The 18,779-nt window shown below is 70.2% G+C and carries 21 protein-coding genes and 1 tRNA gene; 5 read left to right on the forward strand and 17 right to left on the reverse strand.

Annotated elements, in window-relative coordinates:
• Nucleotides 1-31 precede the first annotated feature (31 nt).
• Together AB0K52_RS04485 and AB0K52_RS04490 are read right to left on the reverse strand one after the other, a co-directional pair.
• Nucleotides 32-535 (reverse strand): PadR family transcriptional regulator, encoded by a 504-nt coding sequence (locus AB0K52_RS04485; protein ID WP_030155315.1) that lies wholly within the window; start codon nucleotides 533-535, stop codon nucleotides 32-34.
• A 251-nt stretch (nucleotides 536-786) separates the two neighbouring features.
• Complete coding sequence (locus tag AB0K52_RS04490) at nucleotides 787-2,142, reverse strand: protein kinase (RefSeq protein WP_363526025.1); 1,356 nt, start codon at nucleotides 2,140-2,142, stop codon at nucleotides 787-789.
• 247 nt (nucleotides 2,143-2,389) lie between these two features.
• On the opposite strand from AB0K52_RS04490, the gene AB0K52_RS04495 reads away from it, so the two are divergent.
• Nucleotides 2,390-3,199, forward strand: a complete 810-nt coding sequence (locus tag AB0K52_RS04495; protein ID WP_363526027.1) for a protein phosphatase 2C domain-containing protein — start codon at nucleotides 2,390-2,392, stop codon at nucleotides 3,197-3,199.
• Nucleotide 3,200: 1 nt separating this feature from the next.
• On the opposite strand, the gene AB0K52_RS04500 is transcribed toward AB0K52_RS04495, so the two are convergent.
• The 3 genes from AB0K52_RS04500 to AB0K52_RS04510 all read right to left on the reverse strand — a co-directional run bounded on the left by AB0K52_RS04500 (nucleotide 3,201) and on the right by AB0K52_RS04510 (nucleotide 4,581).
• On the reverse strand, nucleotides 3,201-3,515 hold the full coding sequence (locus AB0K52_RS04500) for a PIN domain-containing protein (protein ID WP_363526030.1): 315 nt from the start codon (nucleotides 3,513-3,515) through the stop codon (nucleotides 3,201-3,203).
• A 61-nt stretch (nucleotides 3,516-3,576) separates the two neighbouring features.
• Nucleotides 3,577-3,852, reverse strand: coding sequence for a PhdYeFM domain-containing protein (locus AB0K52_RS04505; protein WP_363526032.1), 276 nt, complete (start codon nucleotides 3,850-3,852; stop codon nucleotides 3,577-3,579).
• Between the two features lie 36 nt (nucleotides 3,853-3,888).
• Nucleotides 3,889-4,581 carry a TetR/AcrR family transcriptional regulator gene (locus tag AB0K52_RS04510; protein WP_363526035.1) on the reverse strand — a complete coding sequence of 231 codons (693 nt, stop codon included), beginning with the start codon at nucleotides 4,579-4,581 and terminating at the stop codon, nucleotides 3,889-3,891.
• 119 nt (nucleotides 4,582-4,700) lie between these two features.
• Between AB0K52_RS04510 and AB0K52_RS04515 the strand changes: the two genes are divergently transcribed.
• Entirely contained in the window at nucleotides 4,701-5,363 is a 663-nt protein-coding gene (locus AB0K52_RS04515) for a hypothetical protein (RefSeq protein WP_363526038.1), read from the forward strand.
• Nucleotides 5,364-5,552: 189 nt separating this feature from the next.
• On the opposite strand, the gene AB0K52_RS04520 is transcribed toward AB0K52_RS04515, so the two are convergent.
• The 4 genes from AB0K52_RS04520 to eno all read right to left on the reverse strand — a co-directional run bounded on the left by AB0K52_RS04520 (nucleotide 5,553) and on the right by eno (nucleotide 9,014).
• On the reverse strand, nucleotides 5,553-6,473 hold the full coding sequence (locus AB0K52_RS04520) for a Ppx/GppA phosphatase family protein (protein ID WP_363526041.1): 921 nt from the start codon (nucleotides 6,471-6,473) through the stop codon (nucleotides 5,553-5,555).
• Nucleotides 6,470-7,015: a DUF501 domain-containing protein gene (locus AB0K52_RS04525; protein WP_363526044.1), complete on the reverse strand. Its 546-nt coding sequence runs from the start codon at nucleotides 7,013-7,015 to the stop codon at nucleotides 6,470-6,472. Before AB0K52_RS04525 ends, AB0K52_RS04520 begins: the two co-directional genes overlap by 4 nt.
• A 55-nt stretch (nucleotides 7,016-7,070) precedes the next feature.
• On the reverse strand, nucleotides 7,071-7,598 hold the full coding sequence (locus AB0K52_RS04530) for a septum formation initiator family protein (RefSeq protein WP_363526047.1): 528 nt from the start codon (nucleotides 7,596-7,598) through the stop codon (nucleotides 7,071-7,073).
• A gap of 129 nt (nucleotides 7,599-7,727) precedes the next feature.
• The gene (gene eno, locus AB0K52_RS04535) at nucleotides 7,728-9,014 is read right to left on the reverse strand and encodes a phosphopyruvate hydratase (RefSeq protein ID WP_363526050.1); all 1,287 of its coding nucleotides are present in this window, start codon (nucleotides 9,012-9,014) and stop codon (nucleotides 7,728-7,730) included.
• Nucleotides 9,015-9,350: 336 nt separating this feature from the next.
• On the opposite strand from eno, the gene AB0K52_RS04540 reads away from it, so the two are divergent.
• Nucleotides 9,351-9,983, forward strand: a complete 633-nt coding sequence (locus AB0K52_RS04540; protein ID WP_363526052.1) for a hypothetical protein — start codon at nucleotides 9,351-9,353, stop codon at nucleotides 9,981-9,983.
• Nucleotides 9,984-10,211: 228 nt separating this feature from the next.
• Nucleotides 10,212-10,284, forward strand: a tRNA-Glu gene (locus AB0K52_RS04545).
• Between the two features lie 545 nt (nucleotides 10,285-10,829).
• Here AB0K52_RS04545 and AB0K52_RS04550 read toward each other — a convergent pair.
• The 6 genes from AB0K52_RS04550 to AB0K52_RS04575 all read right to left on the reverse strand — a co-directional run bounded on the left by AB0K52_RS04550 (nucleotide 10,830) and on the right by AB0K52_RS04575 (nucleotide 17,048).
• The gene (locus AB0K52_RS04550) at nucleotides 10,830-11,459 is read right to left on the reverse strand and encodes an excalibur calcium-binding domain-containing protein (protein ID WP_363526055.1); all 630 of its coding nucleotides are present in this window, start codon (nucleotides 11,457-11,459) and stop codon (nucleotides 10,830-10,832) included.
• A 475-nt stretch (nucleotides 11,460-11,934) separates the two neighbouring features.
• Complete coding sequence (locus AB0K52_RS04555; RefSeq protein ID WP_363526058.1) at nucleotides 11,935-13,257, reverse strand: CshA/CshB family fibrillar adhesin-related protein; 1,323 nt, start codon at nucleotides 13,255-13,257, stop codon at nucleotides 11,935-11,937.
• 171 nt (nucleotides 13,258-13,428) lie between these two features.
• Nucleotides 13,429-14,370 carry an iron-siderophore ABC transporter substrate-binding protein gene (locus tag AB0K52_RS04560; protein ID WP_363526060.1) on the reverse strand — a complete coding sequence of 314 codons (942 nt, stop codon included), beginning with the start codon at nucleotides 14,368-14,370 and terminating at the stop codon, nucleotides 13,429-13,431.
• A complete protein-coding gene (locus AB0K52_RS04565) occupies nucleotides 14,297-15,451 on the reverse strand; it encodes an iron ABC transporter permease (protein WP_363526063.1) in 1,155 nt (384 codons plus the stop codon). Before AB0K52_RS04565 ends, AB0K52_RS04560 begins: the two co-directional genes overlap by 74 nt.
• A gap of 76 nt (nucleotides 15,452-15,527) precedes the next feature.
• Complete coding sequence (locus AB0K52_RS04570) at nucleotides 15,528-16,559, reverse strand: iron ABC transporter permease (protein WP_363526066.1); 1,032 nt, start codon at nucleotides 16,557-16,559, stop codon at nucleotides 15,528-15,530.
• A gap of 78 nt (nucleotides 16,560-16,637) precedes the next feature.
• The gene (locus AB0K52_RS04575) at nucleotides 16,638-17,048 is read right to left on the reverse strand and encodes a hypothetical protein (RefSeq protein ID WP_363526069.1); all 411 of its coding nucleotides are present in this window, start codon (nucleotides 17,046-17,048) and stop codon (nucleotides 16,638-16,640) included.
• Between the two features lie 247 nt (nucleotides 17,049-17,295).
• On the opposite strand from AB0K52_RS04575, the gene AB0K52_RS04580 reads away from it, so the two are divergent.
• Nucleotides 17,296-17,955: an HNH endonuclease family protein gene (locus tag AB0K52_RS04580; protein WP_363526071.1), complete on the forward strand. Its 660-nt coding sequence runs from the start codon at nucleotides 17,296-17,298 to the stop codon at nucleotides 17,953-17,955.
• A gap of 53 nt (nucleotides 17,956-18,008) precedes the next feature.
• Here AB0K52_RS04580 and AB0K52_RS04585 read toward each other — a convergent pair whose 3' ends face one another.
• Nucleotides 18,009-18,509, reverse strand: coding sequence for a hypothetical protein (locus tag AB0K52_RS04585; RefSeq protein WP_363526073.1), 501 nt, complete (start codon nucleotides 18,507-18,509; stop codon nucleotides 18,009-18,011).
• Nucleotides 18,510-18,562: 53 nt separating this feature from the next.
• Nucleotides 18,563-18,778, reverse strand: coding sequence for a DivIVA domain-containing protein (locus AB0K52_RS04590; protein ID WP_363526076.1), 216 nt, complete (start codon nucleotides 18,776-18,778; stop codon nucleotides 18,563-18,565).
• Nucleotide 18,779 lies beyond the last annotated feature (1 nt).

The following is an 18,779-nucleotide window of genomic DNA, read 5'->3' on the forward strand; positions in this document are numbered from 1 at the left end:
CGTTTCCCGGGTCAGGACCCGGGCGCTGCCGTTACCGCTTCTTCAGCCAGCTGAGGGCCGAGCGGTGGTAGCCGATCGCGAACTCCATCGCGATCGCCGCGTTCGGGTCCTCGTCCGCGTAGTCCTTCGCAGCCGCGCGGGCCTCTGCCAAGGCCTCCTGGTGCTGCTCGGTCGCGTCGGCGAACATCTCCTCGGCGGTGTCCTTGGAGAGGTAGTCGAGGAAGGCCGTGCGCAGCGCGACGGGGTCGCGCAGCTGGCCGATGCGGGCCGGCTCGTTGAGCCAGCGCGTGAACGCCCGCTTGCCGTTGGCGCTGATCGTGTAGGGCACCGAGGCGCGCGGCCCCGGCTTCCCGACCCGAACGAGGCCGCCTTCGGCGAGGGCGGGGAGTTCGCGGTAGACCTGGGAACGCGTCATGGTCCAGTACGGACCGAGGCGACGGGTCGCCTCTGCCATGAGTTGTCCGCCGGTCATCGGTCCTTCGTGCAGCAAGCCCAGCAATGCTGCTGAGGTTGCGTTGAGTTCTTTTCCTGCCATGCCCGACAGGATGCCATGTAGATGCCCGCATGACAAGTGGACAGCTCCAATGTGTCGATAGACCGTTACCGATACTTGACTGGATGGGTTCACGGATTACGCTGCAAGCCTTGCGAAACGGCCGGAGTGGTCCGCAGGATTGCAACGCCTGTTTCGAGAATTCCAATCGTGTGATCCCGATCGCGCCATGGGTTGCGATGACTCGGCGTTGCCCGGCGGTCACGGATCATTATCGACTGTCGCTATCGCTTTCAGTTGTCGGGCATGGGAGATCCGATGAGATCGGATCCGGGCGAGTCGTCGTCGGAACCGCCCTCAGTGGAATCATCGCCGCCGCCTTCCGATTCGGACATTTCATCCGAATTCCGGTCAGGCGACTTGCTTTCGGCGTCCGGCCCTTGAGGAGTGGCCGTCTCCTCAGCGGGCGTCGCGCTCGGCTCAGGGCTCGTTTCCGTTGCGTCTGCGGAGGTCTCGTCCTCCACGGGCGCGGACTCGCTCGCACTCGGGGACGGATCGGCCACATCGTCCTCATCCGGGAGATCGGGGCGGGTGATGACCAGAAAGGCCCATACGGCCGCGATCACGACGAAGCCCGCCGCGGCGGCGAGGCCGATGACCCAGCCGCGCCCGAGCCTGTCGCCGTCCTTCCCGTAGACCGCGCCCGCGCGGTCGCCGCCCGCGGACCCGGCGGCGAGCATCGCGCCGATCGCGCCCGCCTCGACCTCCGGCGCGTTCGGGGTCACGGGGTCGTAGTCGAACGTCGCGGTCGCGTCCCGCTCCCGCAGCTCCGGCACGATCGGCGCGGTCGCCTGGTTCGACAGGCGCGGCGCGAGGCGGCGCAGCTCGGCGGCGACCGCGTCGAGGTCGCCGCGGGCGCGCGGGTCGAGGGCGAGCAGCGTCTCCACGGTCCGCCACAGTTCGGCGTCCACCGCGGCCGGCTTGACCGGGATCTGCGTCAGGTGCCGCTCGACCACGTCGGTGATGGAGCCGCCGCGGTAGGCGCTGTGGGCGGTGAGCGCCTCGTAGAGGACGAGCCCGAGCGCGTAGTTGTCGACGCCGGGGCTCGCGGAGTCGCCCGAGGCGACCTCCGGGGCGATGTACTCGGGGGTGCCGTGCGAGGGCGCGGTCTTGGACGCGGCCGCGCGCGCGATGCCGAAGTCGATGAACTTCAGGCCCTCGGTCCCGGACAGCATCAGGTTGCCGGGCTTGACGTCCCCGTGCCGGTACCCGGCGCGGTGGATCGCGGCCAGCGTCTCGGCGGCGCCCGCGCAGCGGCGCGCGGCCTCGGCGGCCGGGAGCGGCCCGTGCAGGCGCAGGTGCTCGCGCAGGTCGAGCCCTTCGATGAATTCGAGCACGACCGCGCACACCGTGTCGGTGACGATGAAGTCCTTGACGGACACGACTCCGGGGTGGTCGAGGGTGCGCAGGATGCCCGCCTCGGCGCGGAAGCTCTCGAAGATCTCCTCCTCGCCCCGCAGCTCCGGACGGAGGACCTTGACGGCCACGTGGTCGCCGGTGACCTGGTCGAGGCCTCGCCACACGACGCCGACCGCGCCGCGGGCGATCTCGTGCTCCAGGACGTACCGGTCGGCCAGAACCGTCTGCATGGGTGCTCCTAGGGGGCTGGCGAAGCGGGCTGAATCCACTGTAAAGGGGACGTCATCGCAGCTCAGCACCGGCATCGCAGGCTGGCACGAACGGGGGATACACGCGGGCGCGGGCGGGGCGGGGCGCACCGGGATCAAGGGTCGGCAGCGGAGAGTGGCGGGACACTACACTTGCGCCCATGTCCCTCGAACGGCCAAGCTTTGAACAGACAGCCGAATCCCGGTGCGGAATCAGTGGTGATCGCCTGTGACCGAATTGCGTTGGCGCTACGGCGCCGCGACCGACGTGGGCAAAGTCCGCGACCTGAACGAGGACTCCCACCTCGCGTCGCGGCGGCTGCTCGCCGTCGCCGACGGCGTGGGCGGCGCGGCCGCCGGCGAGGTGGCCAGCGGGGTCACCATCGCCGAGGTGACACGGCTGGCCCGCCGCTCCCCCGTCGAGGCCTCCGCCGAGCTCGGCGCGGTCGTCGACGCCGCCCGCGACCGCATCCGCGCGGCCGTCGCCGAGAACCCCGAATCGGAGGGCATGGCGACGACGCTCACCGGACTCTGGCTGGGCGACAACGCAGTCGACATCGTCCACATCGGAGACTCACGCGCCTACCAGGTGCGCGGCGAGGACTTCGTGCAGGTGACCGTGGACGACTCCTACGTCCAGCACCTCGTCGACGAAGGCGCGATCACCCCCGCCGAGGCCCAGGACCACCCGTACAAGTCGGTGGTCACCCGCGTGCTCCAGGCCAACCCCGCCCCCGCGCACTTCGAGACCCGCCCGGCCCTGATCGGCGACCGGTACATGCTCTGCTCGGACGGGCTGAGCGACGTCGTCGACGACGCCGTCATCGAGAACGTCCTGCGCGACTTCGCCGACCCCCAGGCCGCCGCCGACGAACTCGTGCGCCTCGCCCTCGAGGGCGGCGGGCCCGACAACGTCACGGTCGTCGTCGGCGACGTCGCCGAGCACCGGCAGGTCCGGCGCTGGCCGTGGGCGATCGCCGCGATCGGCGTGGTGCTCGTGATCGCGGCGATCGTGGTGGCGCTGGCCCTGAGGGCCTGAGTCAGACCTCGACGACCGTGACGGCGGCTTCGCGTCCTTTGAAGCCGTCGACGTTGCGGGTGAACAGCGGCATGTTGTTCACCGCCGCGATCGCCGCGATCATGAGGTCGAGCTTCCGCCTGCGCAGTCCACGGCCTGACGCGACCGCCATCGATGCGAGCCGCCCGAAGCGCGCGGCAGCCCGTCCGTCGAATGCGACACGGTCGAACTCGGCAATTGCCGCACCGAGCTTCTCCATTCGGTCCGCGCGATCGATCGGATTCCCGGCGACCACGACACCTTGCTGCAGTTCGGCGAACGTGATCGCGGTGAGCACGGGCCAGATGACGCCGATATCGATGAAGACACAGGTGTCCAGGACCCCGACTTCGGGTCGCTCACCCACGTCGGCGCTCCCAGGGGTCATCCTCGAACAGATCATCCGGGCCGAAGAACTCATCGATCTCGTCGCGCATCTTCTTGTGGTCGACCCGGGGAAGGTTTCGGTGACGCTCGTGCAGCTCTTCCGCACTCAGGCGCCGCCGCCGGTTCAGCGGTCTCAGTTCGGCGACCTCGATGCCGTTCCGAGTGATATGGAACGTCGCTCCCGCCGCCACCACATCCATGACGGCCGCGGAGGCGTTCCGGAACTCACGTTGAGTGATGGTCTTCATGCAAAGTCGTAGCATGATGAGACACATCGAGCTACATCAACGGAACCGAAGTCCGAGCCGCGCGCCTTCGGTGCGCGCGGTGTGGTCGAAGAAGAGGGCGTCGTCGGCGGTGACGTTGACAAGGTGGCCGTGGAGCTCGTAGCCGATGATGCCGACCAGGCGGTTCCAGGCGAGGATGAGCCGGGCGGTCTCGTCGGGGGTGAAGGCCTCGTCCTCCAGCAGCACCAGCATCTCCGGGGTGATCGCTTCGGGCGGGCAGACCGGTCCCGTTGGGGGCGTGAGGTTCCCGTCCCGCTTGGCGGCGGCGGCGATGCGCGCGAGGGTGAGCGGCATGCGTCCGGCGACCTCGACGGTGATGTGCGGGGCGACGTAGCCGGGGACGGGCGTGCCGAAGATGAGCGCGTACTCATGGCGGTTGTCCAGGGACCAGGCGCGCACCGCCCGCCAGACGGCGAGCCAGCGCTCCTCGGGCGCGGCGGCGGGGTCGTCGGCGTCTTCGGCGGCCTCGCCGACCTCGGTGTAGGCCTGGACTATCAGGGCGGTGAGGAGGTCGTCGCGGCTGGCGAAGTAGCGGTAGACGGCCGATGACGCCATGCCGAGCTCGCGGGCGACGGAGCGCAGGGAGAGCTGGGCGGTGCCACTCTCGCGGAGCTGGCGGCGGGCGGCGGCGAGGATCTCGGCGGTGAGCTCGGCGCGGGCCCGCTCACGGGCCGTTTTCGGCGCGTTCATCGGGTCAGTGTACCGAAACGAGAGCACCGCTCTTGCATTGTCGGGACCGGTATGCAATCATTGCTCACAACAGAGAGCACTGCTCTCGAGTTTGAGCAGTGAACCCCCAAGGAGCAGACATGACCGTCCCCCAGACCCGCCAGGACCCCCGCGCCCGCATGGGCGCCTTGGCTTTCGCGCTCGCCGGCGTCCTCTTCGCGATCTACGAGGCGGCCGCCCCGCGCCGCGACCAGACCACGCTGGAAGGGGCTGAGTCCTGGACGAGCACCGGCTGGACCGTCGCGCACCTCGCCGCGATCGTCGGCCTCATCTTGATCCCGCTCGGGTACGGCGCGCTGCGCGGCCACCTCGAGGGGACCCGGAACGAGAAGACGGCCTTCACGGCCGCGACGATCGGCTACATCGGCTCGGCCCTGACGATCTCGTACTACGGCGCGGAGGTCTACGGCCTCAAGGCGATCGGCGAACGGGCCGTCGCGGACGGCGACGCGACGCTGACCGAGGTGGGCGACGCGTTCCGCTACGACCCGACCGCCATCACGGTGTTCGCGGTCGGCCTGGCCCTCATCGCGGTCGCCGCCGTGCTCGCGGCGGTGGCGGTCTGGCGCTCGGGCACCCTGCGCAAGTGGAGCGGCGTGCCGCTCGCCGCGCTCCTGGCGACGATGCTCCCGCAGTACTTCCTCCCCCACGCCGGCCGCATCGCCTGGGGCGCACTGGTCATGGTCGCGGCCCTGTGGCTCGCCGCCGAGATGTGGAAGGCGGGTTCACGCAAACCGGCATGAGCCTGGCTCTAGCCTTCAAATCGGACACCCCGGGGACCCCCGATTCCATGGTCCCGCAAGGGTCCGACATGGCTGAGGCGTTGCGCAGGCGGCCTCGACAGGTCGATGCGAGCGAGACTCGCGAACGCGAAAGCGGCCCCGCACCTGCGGGGCCGCTTTCGCGTGCCCGTCCGAGTCGTGTCGTTTCGCCTACGCGGACAAGGCGATGCCGTCGAGGATGTCGTGCTCGGAGATGAGCACCGAGTCGATGCCGCTGCGCTCCATGATGGTCCGCAGGACGAGCGCGCCGCCGACGATGACGTCGGCGCGGCCCGGGTGCATGACCGGGATCGCCAGGCGCTGCTCGTGGTCCGCGGCCGCGAGGTCGGCGGTCACCTGCGCGACCTGCTCGTAGGAGAGGCGCGTGCCGTCAATCGCGTCCGCGTCGTACTCCTTGAGCCCCAAGGCGATCGCGGCGATCGTGGTCGCCGTGCCGGCGACCGCGACGAGCTCGGTCGCCTCGCGGCCCGCGTCGGCCACCGCCAGCGCGCCGTCGGCGATGCCGGTGATGTCGGCGACGGCCCCGGCGATCTCGTCGGCGTGCGGCGGGTCGGAGCGCAGGTGCCGCTCGGTCATGCGCACGCAGCCGACGTTCACCGAGATGGCCGCCGCGACGTCGGCGCCGGTGCCGCGCACGAACTCCGTCGAGCCGCCGCCGATGTCGATGAGGAGGCGCTGTCCTTCGTGGACCGGCAGGGTCGCGACCGCGCCGGTGAAGGAGAGGCGGGCCTCCTCGTCGCCGGTGATGACCTCGGGGTCCTGGCCGAGGACGGCCGTGACCATGGACTTGAAGTCGGCGGCGTTCTCGGCGTCGCGGCTCGCGGAGGTCGCGACCATGCGCACCGCCTCGACCCCGTGCTCGCGGATCTGGGCGGTGTAGTCGGCCAGCGCGACCCGGGTGCGTTCGAGGGCCGCGTCGGAGAGGCGGCCGGTGCGGTCGACGCCTTCGCCGAGGCGCACGACCTCCATGCGGCGCACCACGTCGTGGAGGCGCCCGGTTTCGTCGATGTCGGCGATGAGGAGGCGGATCGAGTTGGTGCCGCAGTCGATGCCTGCCACGCGGCGGGTCATGCGCCGTCCTCCTGGGGTTCGGTGTGGCCGGTGGCGCAGCTGCCGCGCTGCCACCATTCGGGGAGCATGTCGATGGCCTCGTCGCCGAAGGGGCTGACGCCGGGTCCGGCGGCGAGCGCGTGGCCGACGAGGGCGTGCAGGCACTTGACGCGGTCGGGCAGTCCCCCGGCGGAGATGCCCGCGATCTCCGCGACCTCGCCGAGATCGGCGCGGCGGGCGAGGTAGTCGTCGTGGGCGGCGCGGTGCCGGGCGGCGAGGTCGGGGTCGGCGTTGAGGCGCTCGTTCATGTCCTTCATGACCCCGCCGCCTTCGAGCCTGCCGATGGCCGAGGCGGCTTTCGGGCAGGTCAGGTAGTACGTGGTCGGGAAGGGGGTGCCGTCGGGCAGGCGCGGTTCGGTCTCGATGACGGCGGGCTGGCCGCAGGGGCAGCGCCAGGCGACGGCGTGGGCGCCGCGGATCGGGCGTCCGAGCTGCTTGCGGACGGCGGCGGCGTCGGCCTCGGTGACCGGTTCGGGCTGCTGGGGCCATTCGGCGGGTTTCACCGGGCGCCGCCCGGCAGCGCCGTCTTCAGTGCCGCGTGTCGTGGTTGCACAGCCTTCACTCCGCTGGTTCCTCTGTTTCGTCTGGTTCGAGCCGGTCGGCGTCTGCAAAGGTATCGGCCAGCTCGTCGTACCAGGTCCGGTCCTCGGCGGCTTCGTCGTCTGCGCCACCGGTGTGCTTGGGGTCGTCCTCGTCGATGACGATGACGAGGTCTTCGCCGGGGGGCACGAGGAGGAGGCTGGAGCGGATCTGCGCCTTGACGTACTCGGGGTCGTCCCACTTGACGCGTTCGGCCTCGAGCTCGTCGATGCGCTCGGACTGGGCCGACTGCTCGGCTTCGAGGCGGTTGATCTCGATGCGCTGCTCGACGTAGGTGCGGAGGGGGTAGGCGTAGGCGAGGGCCAGCGCGGAGAGAACGAGGGCGAGGATCGCGGCGCGGCGGGAGACCTTGCGGGCGGGGCGGTAGCGGACCCGTTTGACCTCGGTGCGGCCGGTCGTCCCGGGGGCGGGGCGGCGGGCGGCACGGGTGCGGCCGGGACCGGTGGATCGTCCTCCCGGGTGGCTGGGTCGGCGGCTCGCGTTCACGGGCCCAGCCTAGTCGATCGGGGTGCGCGGAAGGCCCCCGCGCCAGTCTCGGCGGCGCTTGCGAGCCGTCGATGGGTCCGGCGCGGGGGCCTTCCGCGTCGTGCTTACTTGCCGAACTTCGGCTCTACTTCACTTTCCCTGCGTGAACTTCGGGAATGCGGAGGCGCCGGCGTAGCGGGCGGCGTCGCCGAGGTCTTCCTCGATGCGGAGCAGCTGGTTGTACTTGGCGACGCGGTCCGAGCGGGCCGGGGCGCCGGTCTTGATCTGGCCGCAGGACATGGCGACGGCCAGGTCGGCGATCGTGGTGTCCTCGGTCTCACCGGAGCGGTGGCTCATCATGCAGCCGAAGCCGGCGCGGTGCGCCATCTCGACGGCGTCGGTGGTCTCGGTGAGCGTGCCGATCTGGTTGACCTTGACGAGGAGTCCGTTGGCGGCCTTCTCGTCGATGCCGCGGCGGATGCGCTCGGGGTTGGTGACGAACAGGTCGTCGCCGACGATCTGGAGGCGGTCGCCGACCTTGGCGGTGAGCGCGGACCAGCCGGCCCAGTCGTCCTCGGAGAGCGGGTCCTCGATGGACACGAACGGGTAGGCGCCGATGAGCTCCTCGTAGTAGGCGCTCATCTCCTCGCCGGTCTTCTTCTGGCCCTCGAAGAGGTAGGCGCCGTCGGTGTAGAACTCGGTGGCGGCCACGTCCATCGCGAAGGCGATGTCGGTGCCGAGCTTGTAGCCGGCCTTCTCGACGGCGACCGCGATGAGGTCGAGCGCGGCGCGGTTGGACTCGAGGTTGGGGGCGAAGCCGCCCTCGTCGCCGAGGCCGGTGGAGAGGCCGCGCTCCTTGAGGACCGACTTGAGCGCGTGGTAGGTCTCCGCGCCCCAGCGCAGGGCCTCCTTGAAGGTGGGGGCGCCGATCGGGGCGATCATGAACTCCTGCACGTCGACGTTGGAGTCCGCGTGGGAGCCGCCGTTGAGGATGTTCATCATCGGCACCGGGAGCAGGTGCGCGTTCGGGCCGCCGATGTAGCGGTAGAGCGGCAGCTCGGCGGAGTCGGCGGCGGCCTTGGCGGCGGCCAGGGAGGCGCCGAGGATCGCGTTCGCGCCGAGGTTGGACTTGTCCGGGGTGCCGTCGGCGTCGAGGAGGGCCTGGTCGACGAGGCGCTGCTCGGAGGCCTCGATGTCGATCAGGGCCTCGCGGATCGGGCCGTTGACGTTGTCGACGGCCTTCTCGACGCCCTTGCCGAGGTAGCGGCCCTTGTCGCCGTCGCGCAGCTCGATGGCTTCGAAGGCGCCGGTGGAGGCGCCGGACGGGACGGCCGCCCGCTGCAGCGTGTCGTCGTCGAGCAGGATCTCCACTTCGACGGTGGGGTTGCCGCGGGAGTCGAGGATCTCCCTTGCCCGGATGTCTTCAATTGCAGCCACTGTCACTCCTGAAATAGCCGAATCTGACGATCGGCACCGATTACGGGGCCGTGTCCGAAGGATTTCGGCCGACCCGACACTGCGTCGGCCACAGCTCCCGAGGATACGCCCCACGCTGCGCGACCATGCCTCCGAGCCGCGAAAAGGCCGCGCGGCGGCTCCGCGTGGTCGAGAATTGGTGTTGCCCGCGACGTGGGCGCTCGTGTTACATGGGCCGTGGACGGACCGCTATAGGGTGGAGTCCTATCTCAGATCAGACACCTGTGCTAGGCGTGCCCCCGGATGCCGCCGCGCAACGGCTATCCCCCTCGCCTGGCGCAATGGAAGTGGAGCCCCATGATCCTGCAGAACCCCCTGCGGCGCTGCGCAGTACTGAGCGCGGCGGCGCTCCTGGCCCTCGCCGGATGCTCGCAAGGCGCGGGCGGCGGCGAAGCGGCCTCGGAGGACCAGGCCGCGCTCACCGAGCTGAGCGGCCGCCTCGTCGAGGGCGACCAGCCCGCCTACACCGCCGAGTACCTCATCGAGGGCTCGGAGGAGTCGGTGCTGGTCGCCGTCGACCCCGAGGCGGGCACCGCGGCCGTCGTCGTCGGCGACCGGCCCAGCCTGTGGGCGGGCGACGATGTGGCCGGACTCACGGTGTGGCTGGACCAGGAGCTCGACGGCGTCCTGCCCTCGGAGGAAACGGTCGCGTCCTGGCTTTCGGCGACCGCCGTGGACTCGTCGGCCTCGACCGAGTTCTCCAACACGACGCTCGCGGGCGAACTGGCCGACTGCGTCGACGTGCAGGGCGCCGAGGACTCGCCGGTGGGCGCGTACGAGGTGTGCGTTACCACGGTCGGCGTCATCGCCAGCGTCACCGCGAAGGTCGGCGACAAGGCCTACACCGCGAAGCTCGTCAACTACCACGACGGCGTCGACACCGCCTGGCTCGACGAGATCACCGGCCAGGCGAGCACGGCCAACCAGTAGGATCCGCCGCCGTCCGGCGGCGGATCGCGTTACAGTCGCTCGGCGGGCCGAGGCCCGGCGCCACGGGGGTTCACCTGAAAAGGTGTCGGCGCCGGCCCGGCCCGCACCCGTTTCGAAGGCCCCCCAGGGTAGGCCGCGTCACAAGCGGTATCCCGGTTGCGGGACCCCCGCATCCTCCATGTAGAGTTGTCGTCGTTGCCGCGGCAAGCCGCGATCGACAAAGGCCAAGCTCCCGTCGTCTAGGGGCCTAGGACGCCGCCCTCTCAAGGCGGAAACGGCGGTTCGAATCCGCTCGGGAGTACAAGTAGATACGCAGCTCAGGGGCCAACTCCGGTTGGCCCCTGAGTCTGTCACCGGCTCTGTGATGGCACCGTGGTAGCAGGACCACCGCATTTCCGGTCACCTCCTGCTCCGTTCCCCAGAATCGGCCACCTCATTGGCCAGATCTCAGCCATCCTTCTTGGCGTACAGGTCGCGGTGGAGCGCGGTCGAGTCAGCCTTCACTGACTTTATCGCTGCTTCGAGCCCAGCTCCGCTGAGCCTGATGCACTCGGTGGCGTCCTGGACCCACAAGTGACCCAGGTACTGAACCAGGCGAGAACGGCTTGACGTCTCCTCTGAGCCCGGTCGCTTGACCTGCCCGGAGGGGGGACAAATACAGCAGCTCCTGGTAGTCGTTCAGGCAGAAATAGCGTTCGCCGTACTACCAGGAGCTTCCCCATGCCCGGAAGCATCTTGAACGCGTTGCGCTCCAAGCGATCACGCCCAGGATGCAACACTCCCAGTAACGCGCGGCGCTGGCTGCAGCAGAGGTGGCGGCAAAGTGCACTCGCGCGTGCCGACCGCTTAATTCTCGCAGGCGACCCCGTCGCCATCGCGGTCAAGATCGTCGCTGTACCCGGGGTCCCCTTCGTACAGTGGAGCAGCCCCATCAGCACGCGCTGCAGCGCAGTTCTCGTAGTAGGTGTCCGAATCACCGTTGTCTTCGTTGCCTCCGCCGTCGTTTTCGCCGTCGCCGAAATAGGGCTCGCAGGCGACGCCGTCGCCATCCGCATCGAGATGCGACGCGTAGCCCGGCTCCCCTTCGTATAGCGGAGCGGCATCGTCCGCTCGAGCCGCGTCACAGTTCTCGTAGTAGACGTCCTCGTCCTCAGAAGTGGTTGGAGGCGGAGGAGGAGGGGGAGGGGGCGGCGGTGATGGAGATTTGGGTGGAGACGAGGACGGAGTAGGGGAAGGTGGTGTGGGCGTAGGATCCGCGCTGCTGCTCGGCTCGAACGGCACTGACGGAGATTCCGTCTCGGTCTCCGATGCAGTTTCAGTGGGCGCAGATGGGCCGGGATCGGAACTGCAGCCGAGGATGCCCACTACCAAGATCGCGGCGGTCGCCACCACTTTCACCTTCCATGCCGCGCTGCGAACCGACCACAGCCTCGGAAGGTGAGGTCGGAAGCCATCGTCAGAAGATCGACCGTGCATGGCCACTCCCAGGGGCGAGAGGAAGCGCCGGGGGGCATGGATATCAGCGTGCCGATCGCGAGAGACGGAGAACCGTGCGTGCGATCAACTGCACTTCCGCCGTCAGCTCGTTAGGGCGACGACCATAAACAACTCAGATCAAGGGTAAGCCCCTTGACCTGAGTGATGGTCGGGTTGACCGAATTTGAACCTGCGAGCCTCTCGTCCCGAATTTGGCCGACACCCTCACCTTTTGCTTTGCGGGTCATCGCAGCCCATCTCCTCGACCAGCACCTCCCTCGACATCTCCTCCAGGGAGGTGGAAGTGCGGTCGAAACGACAGGGAAGCTCCATCAAAGCGGAAACGGCGGTTCGAATCCGCTCGGGAGTACCACAGTAAGACCACTTGAAGCCTCGGTTCACGCCGAGGCTTTCGTGTTTTCCGTGCATGGTTTGCGTGCGTTGGCCGGGGCCTGGGGACCCCGGCCGTGCTTTTTCAGATGCTGGGCCATTCGGTCGCGTTGTGGCGGGCCCGGCGGAGCATGAGCCAGCCGGCGAGGGCTGCCGCGAAGGCGATGGCGGCGAGGGTGGCGTAGAGGACTGCGGAGCCGCCGGTGACGGGGAGGGCCGTGTCGGGCGAGGTGGCGGGATCGGTCGGGTTCGGGCCGGAGGGGCCCGGGTCGGTGGGGTCTTCGGAGTCGCTCGGTGTCGGGTCGACAGGGTCGGGGCCGGTGTTGGTGAGGGTGCACCTGATGTCCTGGCCGACTGCGACTTCCACCTCGAGGGAGGTGCCGTCGCCGGTCGGGAGGCCGGCATCGGGTTGGCCGTGGTCGGTGCAGGTCCAGTTCCGGGTGTAGTCGGCGAGGTCGGCGCCGCCTTGCGCGGTCTCGGAGAGGATGAAGTCGCGGCCACCGAGGGCCGCGAGGACGGTCTCGGACTCGATGGTCCCGGAGTCGCCGCCGCCGGTCGAGCCCTCGCCGATGACGTTGTCGTCTTCGTCCACGATGGTCATGCCGAAGGAGTCGGTGGGGTTCACCTGGTTCACCACGGTCTTGTCCATGCCGACCTTGGCGGTGAGGACGCCGAAGGCCACGCCTTGGACGGCGTTCGCAGTGCGGTCGAGAAAGCCGATCGTCGCGGTGGAAGGGGCGACGGAGTAGAGGACGATCTCCTCGACGGGGAGCCCGCCGGCGGTGTTGCCCCTGCAGGTGACCGTGGTCGTGCCGAGCCCGGAGTACTCGCCGCCGCAGGCGGGCTGGGCGTCCGGCATCGTGGCGCGGGTGAGCTCCTGGATGGGCTCGTCGGAGGAGAACGTCAGGCCTTCGCCGCGGTTGGTGGTCTCGGCGTCGGCCATCACGATGCCGTAGCCGTTGAGAGGCGCGCCGGACGGGCCGGTGACGACGAGGTCCTCGATCGTGAGGGTGCCGAGGTCGCCCGAAGCGCCGGTGCCGGCGTCGACCTGCTGGTAGAGCGCGGGCTTGCCGGGCGTGCCGGTGTAGGTCGTGTTGCCGATCGGGGCCCTGCCGTACGTCGGGAACGCGGTCGCCTGGAGCACGCGGTACCCGTTGACGCCCGGATTGACCTTGAAGGTGAACGACATCGTGTAATCGGGGGTCAGCTCGATCGTCATCGGCTGCCCGGCCGGGGTCATGGCGGTCGCCTGGTCGAAGCCGGTCATGTCGATCCAGCAGATCGTGCTGGCGAGGTCGCCGCCCGAGCCGTACCCGCACCCGTCGAGTTGCGCCGACGCCGGGGTCCCGAGGAGGACGCCCGCGCCGATGACGGCGGACGCCGTCGCCAGCCTGGCAAAAGTCTTCACTGTGCATTCCCTGCGTGATCGCTGGAGAGAAACGAGACGCCGACCCGCGCGGCAAGAATGTCGCTTTTGTACAGTCGGCTCGTTCAGCTTAAGGGACGCCCGCGGCATGGCCGGTGCTGCGAAACGCGAAGGACGCGTCTCCGCGGTGGAGACGCGCCCTTGCAGGTGTCGCTAGGCGGCGAGGTGCTTCTGGAGGTCGTCGAGGATCAGGCCGGCGGCGGTGACGCCGATGCCGGTCATCCAGATCTCGTCGTCGACCGGGTAGGCCTTGCCGCCCTGGACGGCCGGGATCGACCGCCACAGTTCGCCGGCGGTGTACTCGGCGAGCATGGCCTCGCCGTCGGTGCCGTACGCGCAGTAGAAGACCACGTCGCCGCCGACGGTGTCGAGCTCCTCCGCGGAGACCTCGCCGAAGCGGCGGTCCTCGGCGCCGTTGAGCTGCTGGAGCTCGGGGCGGGCGAGGCCGACGTCGCCGAGCACGATGCCCGAGAACGAGTCCGGGCCGTAGTAGCGGATCTGGTCGGGCATGAAGCGCACCAGGCTCACCTGGGTGGCGAGCGCGTCGCCGAGGGACGCGCCGAACTCCGCGGCCCGGGTCTCGTACGCGTCGAGGAGCCCCTTCGCCTCCTCGCCCTTGCCGAGCGCGTCGCCGTCGAGGAGGAAGTTCTCCTTCCAGGTGACGCCGACCTGCTCGGTGAACACGGTCGGGGCGATCGCGTTCAGCTCGTCGTAGAAGGCCTCCTGGCGGAACTTCGAGCCGAGGATGAGGTCGGGCTCGAGCGCCTCGATGGCCTCCAGGTCGGGCTCGGCGGTGGTGCCGACGACCGCGACGCCGGAGAGGTCGCCGAGGTAGCCCGGCAGTTCGGCCTCGCTGGCGCGGGCCGCGCCGATCGGGGTGACGCCCAGGGAGAGCGCGGTGTCGATCTTGTCGGTGTCGAGTACGACCACGCGCTGGGGCTCGGCCGGGATCTCGGTGGCGCCCATAGCGTGCTCGACGGTGCGGGTCTCGCCTTCGGTCTCGTTGCGTTCGGCGGCGGGGTCAGAGGTCCCGCACGCGGCCAGCGCGAGCGCGCAGGCGGAGGCGGCTCCAAGGGCCAGGAGTCTGCTTCTCATTTCGGGTTCCTTTCGTCAGCAGCAGGTAGATGAGGTAGGCGCCGCCGAGCGCGGCGGTGAGGACGCCCGCGGGCATCTGGTAGTCGCCGAACGCGGTGCGGCCGATCCAGTCCGCGAGGACGAGGAGGACCGCGCCGGTGAGGGCCGAGGCGAGCAGCGGCGGGCGGGAGGTGCGGGCCAGACGGCGCGCGATCTGGGGTGCGGCGAGGGCGACGAACTCGACGGCGCCGACTTGGGCGACGGCCGCCGAGGCGAGGACGACGCCGAGGACGGCGAGGGCGATGCGCCGGCGGGTGACGGGGACGCCGATGCCGGTGGCGGTGGGGTCGTCGAGGTCGGTGGTGTCCAGGGCGCGCTGGGCCCAGGCGAGGGCGGGGAGGGCGAGGAGGAGGAACGCGCCTAGGAAGGCCGCTTCGGTCCAGCCGCGTCCGGCGAGGGTGCCGATGAGCCAGATCTGGGCGCGCTGGGCGTCGATGGCGTCGGCGGCGAGCAGCAGGATCTGGGTGCCGGACTTGAGGAGCACGGCGACGGCGACGCCCGCGAGGACGAAGCGGGGCGCGGAGAGCGCGCCTCGGGCGGCGGCTCCGCCGCCACGGGCAGCGACGAGGAGGACGACCGCGGCGGCCGCGAGGCCGCCGGTGAGGGCGGCGGGCGCGAGGAGGGCGTAGGCGAGTCCGGCGGTGAGCGCGAAGGTCGCGGCGAGGCCGGCTCCGGCGGTGACGCCGATGATGTCGGGGCTGGCGAGCGGGTTGCGGGCGACGGACTGGATGAGGGCTCCGGCGATGCCGAGGGCGGCTCCGGCGGCGACGGCGAGGACGGTGCGGGGCAGGCGCAGGACCTCGATGGTGCGGTCGTAGCCGGTCTCGCCGGTGAGGGTGGCGATCGTGTCCGCGAAGGTGATGTAGGTGTCGCCCAGGCAGAGTGCGGCCGTGACCGCGCCGAGGAGGGCGGTGAGGAGGAGGGCGCAGACGAGGGCGCTGCGGCGGTGGACGGTGATGGAGAGGTCGCCGGATCGGAGGACGGTGCGGCCGGGGAGCCGCAGTGCGCGGGGCTCGGACCGCTGGAGTTCGGTGCGGCTCATGCGGTCACCGCCGAGGTTCGGTGGCGGGCTTCGGCACGGTGCGTCGACACGCGGGAAGGCGCGTGGCCGGTGCGGGTCATGGGGCGACCGTCCTTGCCCTGCGCACCAGGATGATCAGGAGGGGCGCGCCGATCACGGCGCAGATGACGCCCGCGGGGGCTTCGCCGGGGACGATGACGCGGCCGATGACGTCGGCGGTCAGGAGCATGCAGGGGCCGAGCATGAGGCTCAGGGCGATCTGGCTGCGGTGGGCCGCGCCCACGGCCCAGCGGGCGAGGTGCGGGATGGCGAGGCCGATGAAGCCGACCGGTCCGGCGGCGGCGACGGCCGCGCCGGTCAGGAGGGCGACGGTGATCGCGGCGACGGCGCGGGTGAGGCCGACGCGGTGGCCGAGTCCGGCGGCGGCCTCGGTGCCGAGTTGGAGTCCGTCGAGGCCGCGGGCGGCGAGGAGCGCGAGGGCGATGCCGCCCAGGAGGAACGGGGCCATGCCCCAGGCGACCTCGGCGTCGCGTCCGGCGAGGGAGCCGACCGCCCAGAAGCGGTACTGGTCGAAGGAGTGCACGTCGGTGGCGAGCACGGCGTAGACGATCGCAGAGAGGCTGGCGTCGAGCGCGGCCCCGCAGAGGGCGTAGGTGACGGTGCCGCCGCCGGTGTTCTTGGCGGCGACGGTGGAGACGGCGTAGCCGACGAGCCCGGCGGCGAGGGCGCCGGCGATGCCGAGCCACACGTACTGGCCGATGCCGGTGAGCCCCATGACGCTGAGGCCGATGACGACGCCGAGGCTGGCGCCGGCGGCGACGCCGAAGATGCGCGGGTCGGCGAGGGGGTTGCGGGTGAGGGTCTGCATGAGGACTCCGGCGACGGCGAGCCCGGCGCCGGCGAGGAGGCCGACGGCGGTGCGGGGCACGCGCTGTTCCCACAGGACGGCGGCGGTGATGGGGTCGGTGCGGGTGAGGCCGCCCCAGAGTTCGGCGGGGGTGAGGTCGCGGGCGCCGAAGGCGAGGGAGGCGATCACGATGAGGCCCAAGGCGGTCGCGGCGGCGACGATCGTGAGGGTCCGCCCGCGCGCGGTCCGGGCGGGGCGCAGGGGGGCGGCGGGGAAGGGCACGCACTAGAGCATAGGCGAGCCTAACCTAATGGGAAAGCGTCGTGTGCGGAATGTGACGTGCGTGCCCGGAGTAGCAGGTCATTCGGGGTAGCGGATGCCTTCGGCGACGGCCTTGACCGCTTCGAAGCCCTTGCGCTCGAAGGGGTCGCGGATCTCGACGGCGAGGCCGGGCTCGATGAGGCGGGCGATCTCGCGCTCGCTCGCGAACCCGTCGTCGCCGAAGTCGGTCGGGTTCCAGTCGTCGCCGCGCTCGTGGTACTCGAGGAGGAACGCCTTGAGCGCCTTGACGTCCTCGAGGCGGGGCGCGCGCATGACCTGCACCTGGAGGTCGACGCGCCACGAGCCGGGCTGGACCTCGGTCTCCCACACCCGCTGGGTGCAGTCGACGCCCTCCCACTCGGTCACGAAGTCCGAGGGGGTGCCGAGGTCCTCGGGCAGGTAGGTGAGGGCGAGGCCGTCCAGGCGAGATTCGGTGCCGCTGATCGTCATGCCGCGATCGTACCCAGTCGTCCGCCTCCGAAACCGGACTTGGCGGGACGCATGCCGCCGGCACCCGGATGTCCACATGGGGATGATTTCGTAAGTTTGCAATGACCTGTAGGTAAAAGATGGCCTTCGCCCCTTGCGCTCCAATGACATCCCATGATTCGATGATTCGCGAGTGAACGTCGCATTCGCGTGCGCCGTTCCCGCCCGTCCCCCTGAATCCGCCGGTCACTCCCCCACAGGAGCCTCCATGCAAGCAGTCAAGCGCGCCGCGAAGCGTGCCGTCGCCACCGCCGCGGCCGCATCGCTCGCCGTCCTCACCGTGCTCGTCCTCGACACCGCCCCCGCCCAGGCCGTGCGGCCCCCCGGTATCCCCTCGCTCGCCACCGTCCAATCCGAGCTCAACCAGCTCACCGTCAGGAACGAGGCGAACGGCGACTCCTACGACCGCGACCTCTTCCCGCACTGGTCCTCGGTCGGCAGCGGCTGCACCGCCCGCCAGTACGTGCTCAAGCGCGACGGCCAGGACGTCGTGACCGGCTCCGACTGCCAGCCCGACTCCGGCCGCTGGCAGTCCGACTTCGACAACACCTGGACCACCACGGTCTCCAACGCCACCGTCGACCACGTCGTGGCCCTCTCCGAGGCCTGGGCCTCCGGCGCGAGCCAGTGGACCACCGCCGAGCGCGAGGACTTCGCGAACGACGTGAACTCCCCGCAACTGTGGATCGCCACCACCTCCGTCAACTCCGCCAAGGGCGACAAGGACCCCGCCGAGTGGATGCCGCCGAACACCTCGGTGCGCTGCGACTACGTCAAGGCCTGGACCCACGTGAAGTACCTGTACGGCCTCTCCGTGAACTCCGCCGAGAAGACCGCGATCCAGTCGCACCTGAACACCTACTGCTAGACACAGGAAGAAGGCGGCCGACTCGATCGAGTCGGCCGCCTTCTCCGTCGCGTCTAAGCGGTCGCCAGCGAGATCAGGCCCACCAGGACGGCGAGGCCGCAGGCCACGATGCCGAGGATGAGGCCCGTCGTCGCCACGCCCTTGCCCGAGACCCCGCCCTGCGCGGCCCGGATCTGGCGCTTCCCGTACACGCCCAGCGAGAGCGAGCCGATCCCGAACAGCGCCGCGGACATGAAGAACGTGAGCCCGGCCCAAGGACTGAAGATCACCCCGATGAGCCCGATGATCGAGCCGACGATGCCCGCGATCCCGGCCACCAGCGCGCCGATGGCCGGGCCCGAGGGGATCGGCTTGAGGCGCGGCAGCACGAGGTGGAAACCGTCGACCATGGCAGGTGCGGGGACTGCCATCGGCTGCCAGACGGGGTGCATCGGCTGCATCGGAAAGGGATGGGGATAGGAGTAGGGGTAGGGCTGCGGATACGGGTGCTGGTACGGCGGCTGCGCGTAGCCGTGGACCGGCGGGGCGGGCGGCGCCTGGGGCGGCGGCTGCATGTGAGGTTGGTACGGATCCTGCGCGGTCACGACTCCAACAGTAGCGGCTGGCGCTAGTTGCCTCGAAGGGATCTCGCGACCGCCGAGAAGTACTCGTCGACCTCCCTGGTGTCGTACCCGCGCATGGTCAGCTGGAAGCCCAGGTTGGTGAGGGAGTCGGGGTGCGGAGGCGCGCCGGCCTCGGTGGCTTGCCTGATGCGGGCCACGGCACGGTCGACTTGGGCTCGGTCGTATCCGCGGAAACGGACAGAGAAGAAGGGGTTCTCCATA

The sequence above is a fragment of the Glycomyces sp. NPDC049804 genome (genome assembly GCF_040674615.1).
Classification (GTDB): Bacteria; Actinomycetota; Actinomycetes; order Mycobacteriales; family Micromonosporaceae; genus Glycomyces; species Glycomyces niveus.

Excerpts from the sequence above, each read along its gene's own strand:
- AB0K52_RS04485 (WP_030155315.1), bottom strand. The coding sequence starts at position 535 with ATGGCAGGAAAAGAACTCAACGCAACCTCAGCAGCATTGCTGGGCTTG.
- AB0K52_RS04490 (WP_363526025.1), bottom strand. The coding sequence starts at position 2,142 with ATGCAGACGGTTCTGGCCGACCGGTACGTCCTGGAGCACGAGATCGCC.
- AB0K52_RS04505 (WP_363526032.1), bottom strand. The coding sequence starts at position 3,852 with ATGAAGACCATCACTCAACGTGAGTTCCGGAACGCCTCCGCGGCCGTC.
- AB0K52_RS04510 (WP_363526035.1), bottom strand. The coding sequence starts at position 4,581 with ATGAACGCGCCGAAAACGGCCCGTGAGCGGGCCCGCGCCGAGCTCACC.
- AB0K52_RS04515 (WP_363526038.1), top strand. The coding sequence starts at position 4,701 with ATGACCGTCCCCCAGACCCGCCAGGACCCCCGCGCCCGCATGGGCGCC.
- AB0K52_RS04520 (WP_363526041.1), bottom strand. The coding sequence starts at position 6,473 with ATGACCCGCCGCGTGGCAGGCATCGACTGCGGCACCAACTCGATCCGC.
- AB0K52_RS04540 (WP_363526052.1), top strand. The coding sequence starts at position 9,351 with ATGATCCTGCAGAACCCCCTGCGGCGCTGCGCAGTACTGAGCGCGGCG.
- AB0K52_RS04550 (WP_363526055.1), bottom strand. The coding sequence starts at position 11,459 with ATGCACGGTCGATCTTCTGACGATGGCTTCCGACCTCACCTTCCGAGG.
- AB0K52_RS04560 (WP_363526060.1), bottom strand. The coding sequence starts at position 14,370 with ATGAGAAGCAGACTCCTGGCCCTTGGAGCCGCCTCCGCCTGCGCGCTC.
- AB0K52_RS04565 (WP_363526063.1), bottom strand. The coding sequence starts at position 15,451 with ATGAGCCGCACCGAACTCCAGCGGTCCGAGCCCCGCGCACTGCGGCTC.
- AB0K52_RS04575 (WP_363526069.1), bottom strand. The coding sequence starts at position 17,048 with ATGACGATCAGCGGCACCGAATCTCGCCTGGACGGCCTCGCCCTCACC.
- AB0K52_RS04580 (WP_363526071.1), top strand. The coding sequence starts at position 17,296 with ATGCAAGCAGTCAAGCGCGCCGCGAAGCGTGCCGTCGCCACCGCCGCG.
- AB0K52_RS04585 (WP_363526073.1), bottom strand. The coding sequence starts at position 18,509 with ATGCAGCCGCCGCCCCAGGCGCCGCCCGCCCCGCCGGTCCACGGCTAC.
- AB0K52_RS04590 (WP_363526076.1), bottom strand. The coding sequence starts at position 18,778 with ATGGAGAACCCCTTCTTCTCTGTCCGTTTCCGCGGATACGACCGAGCC.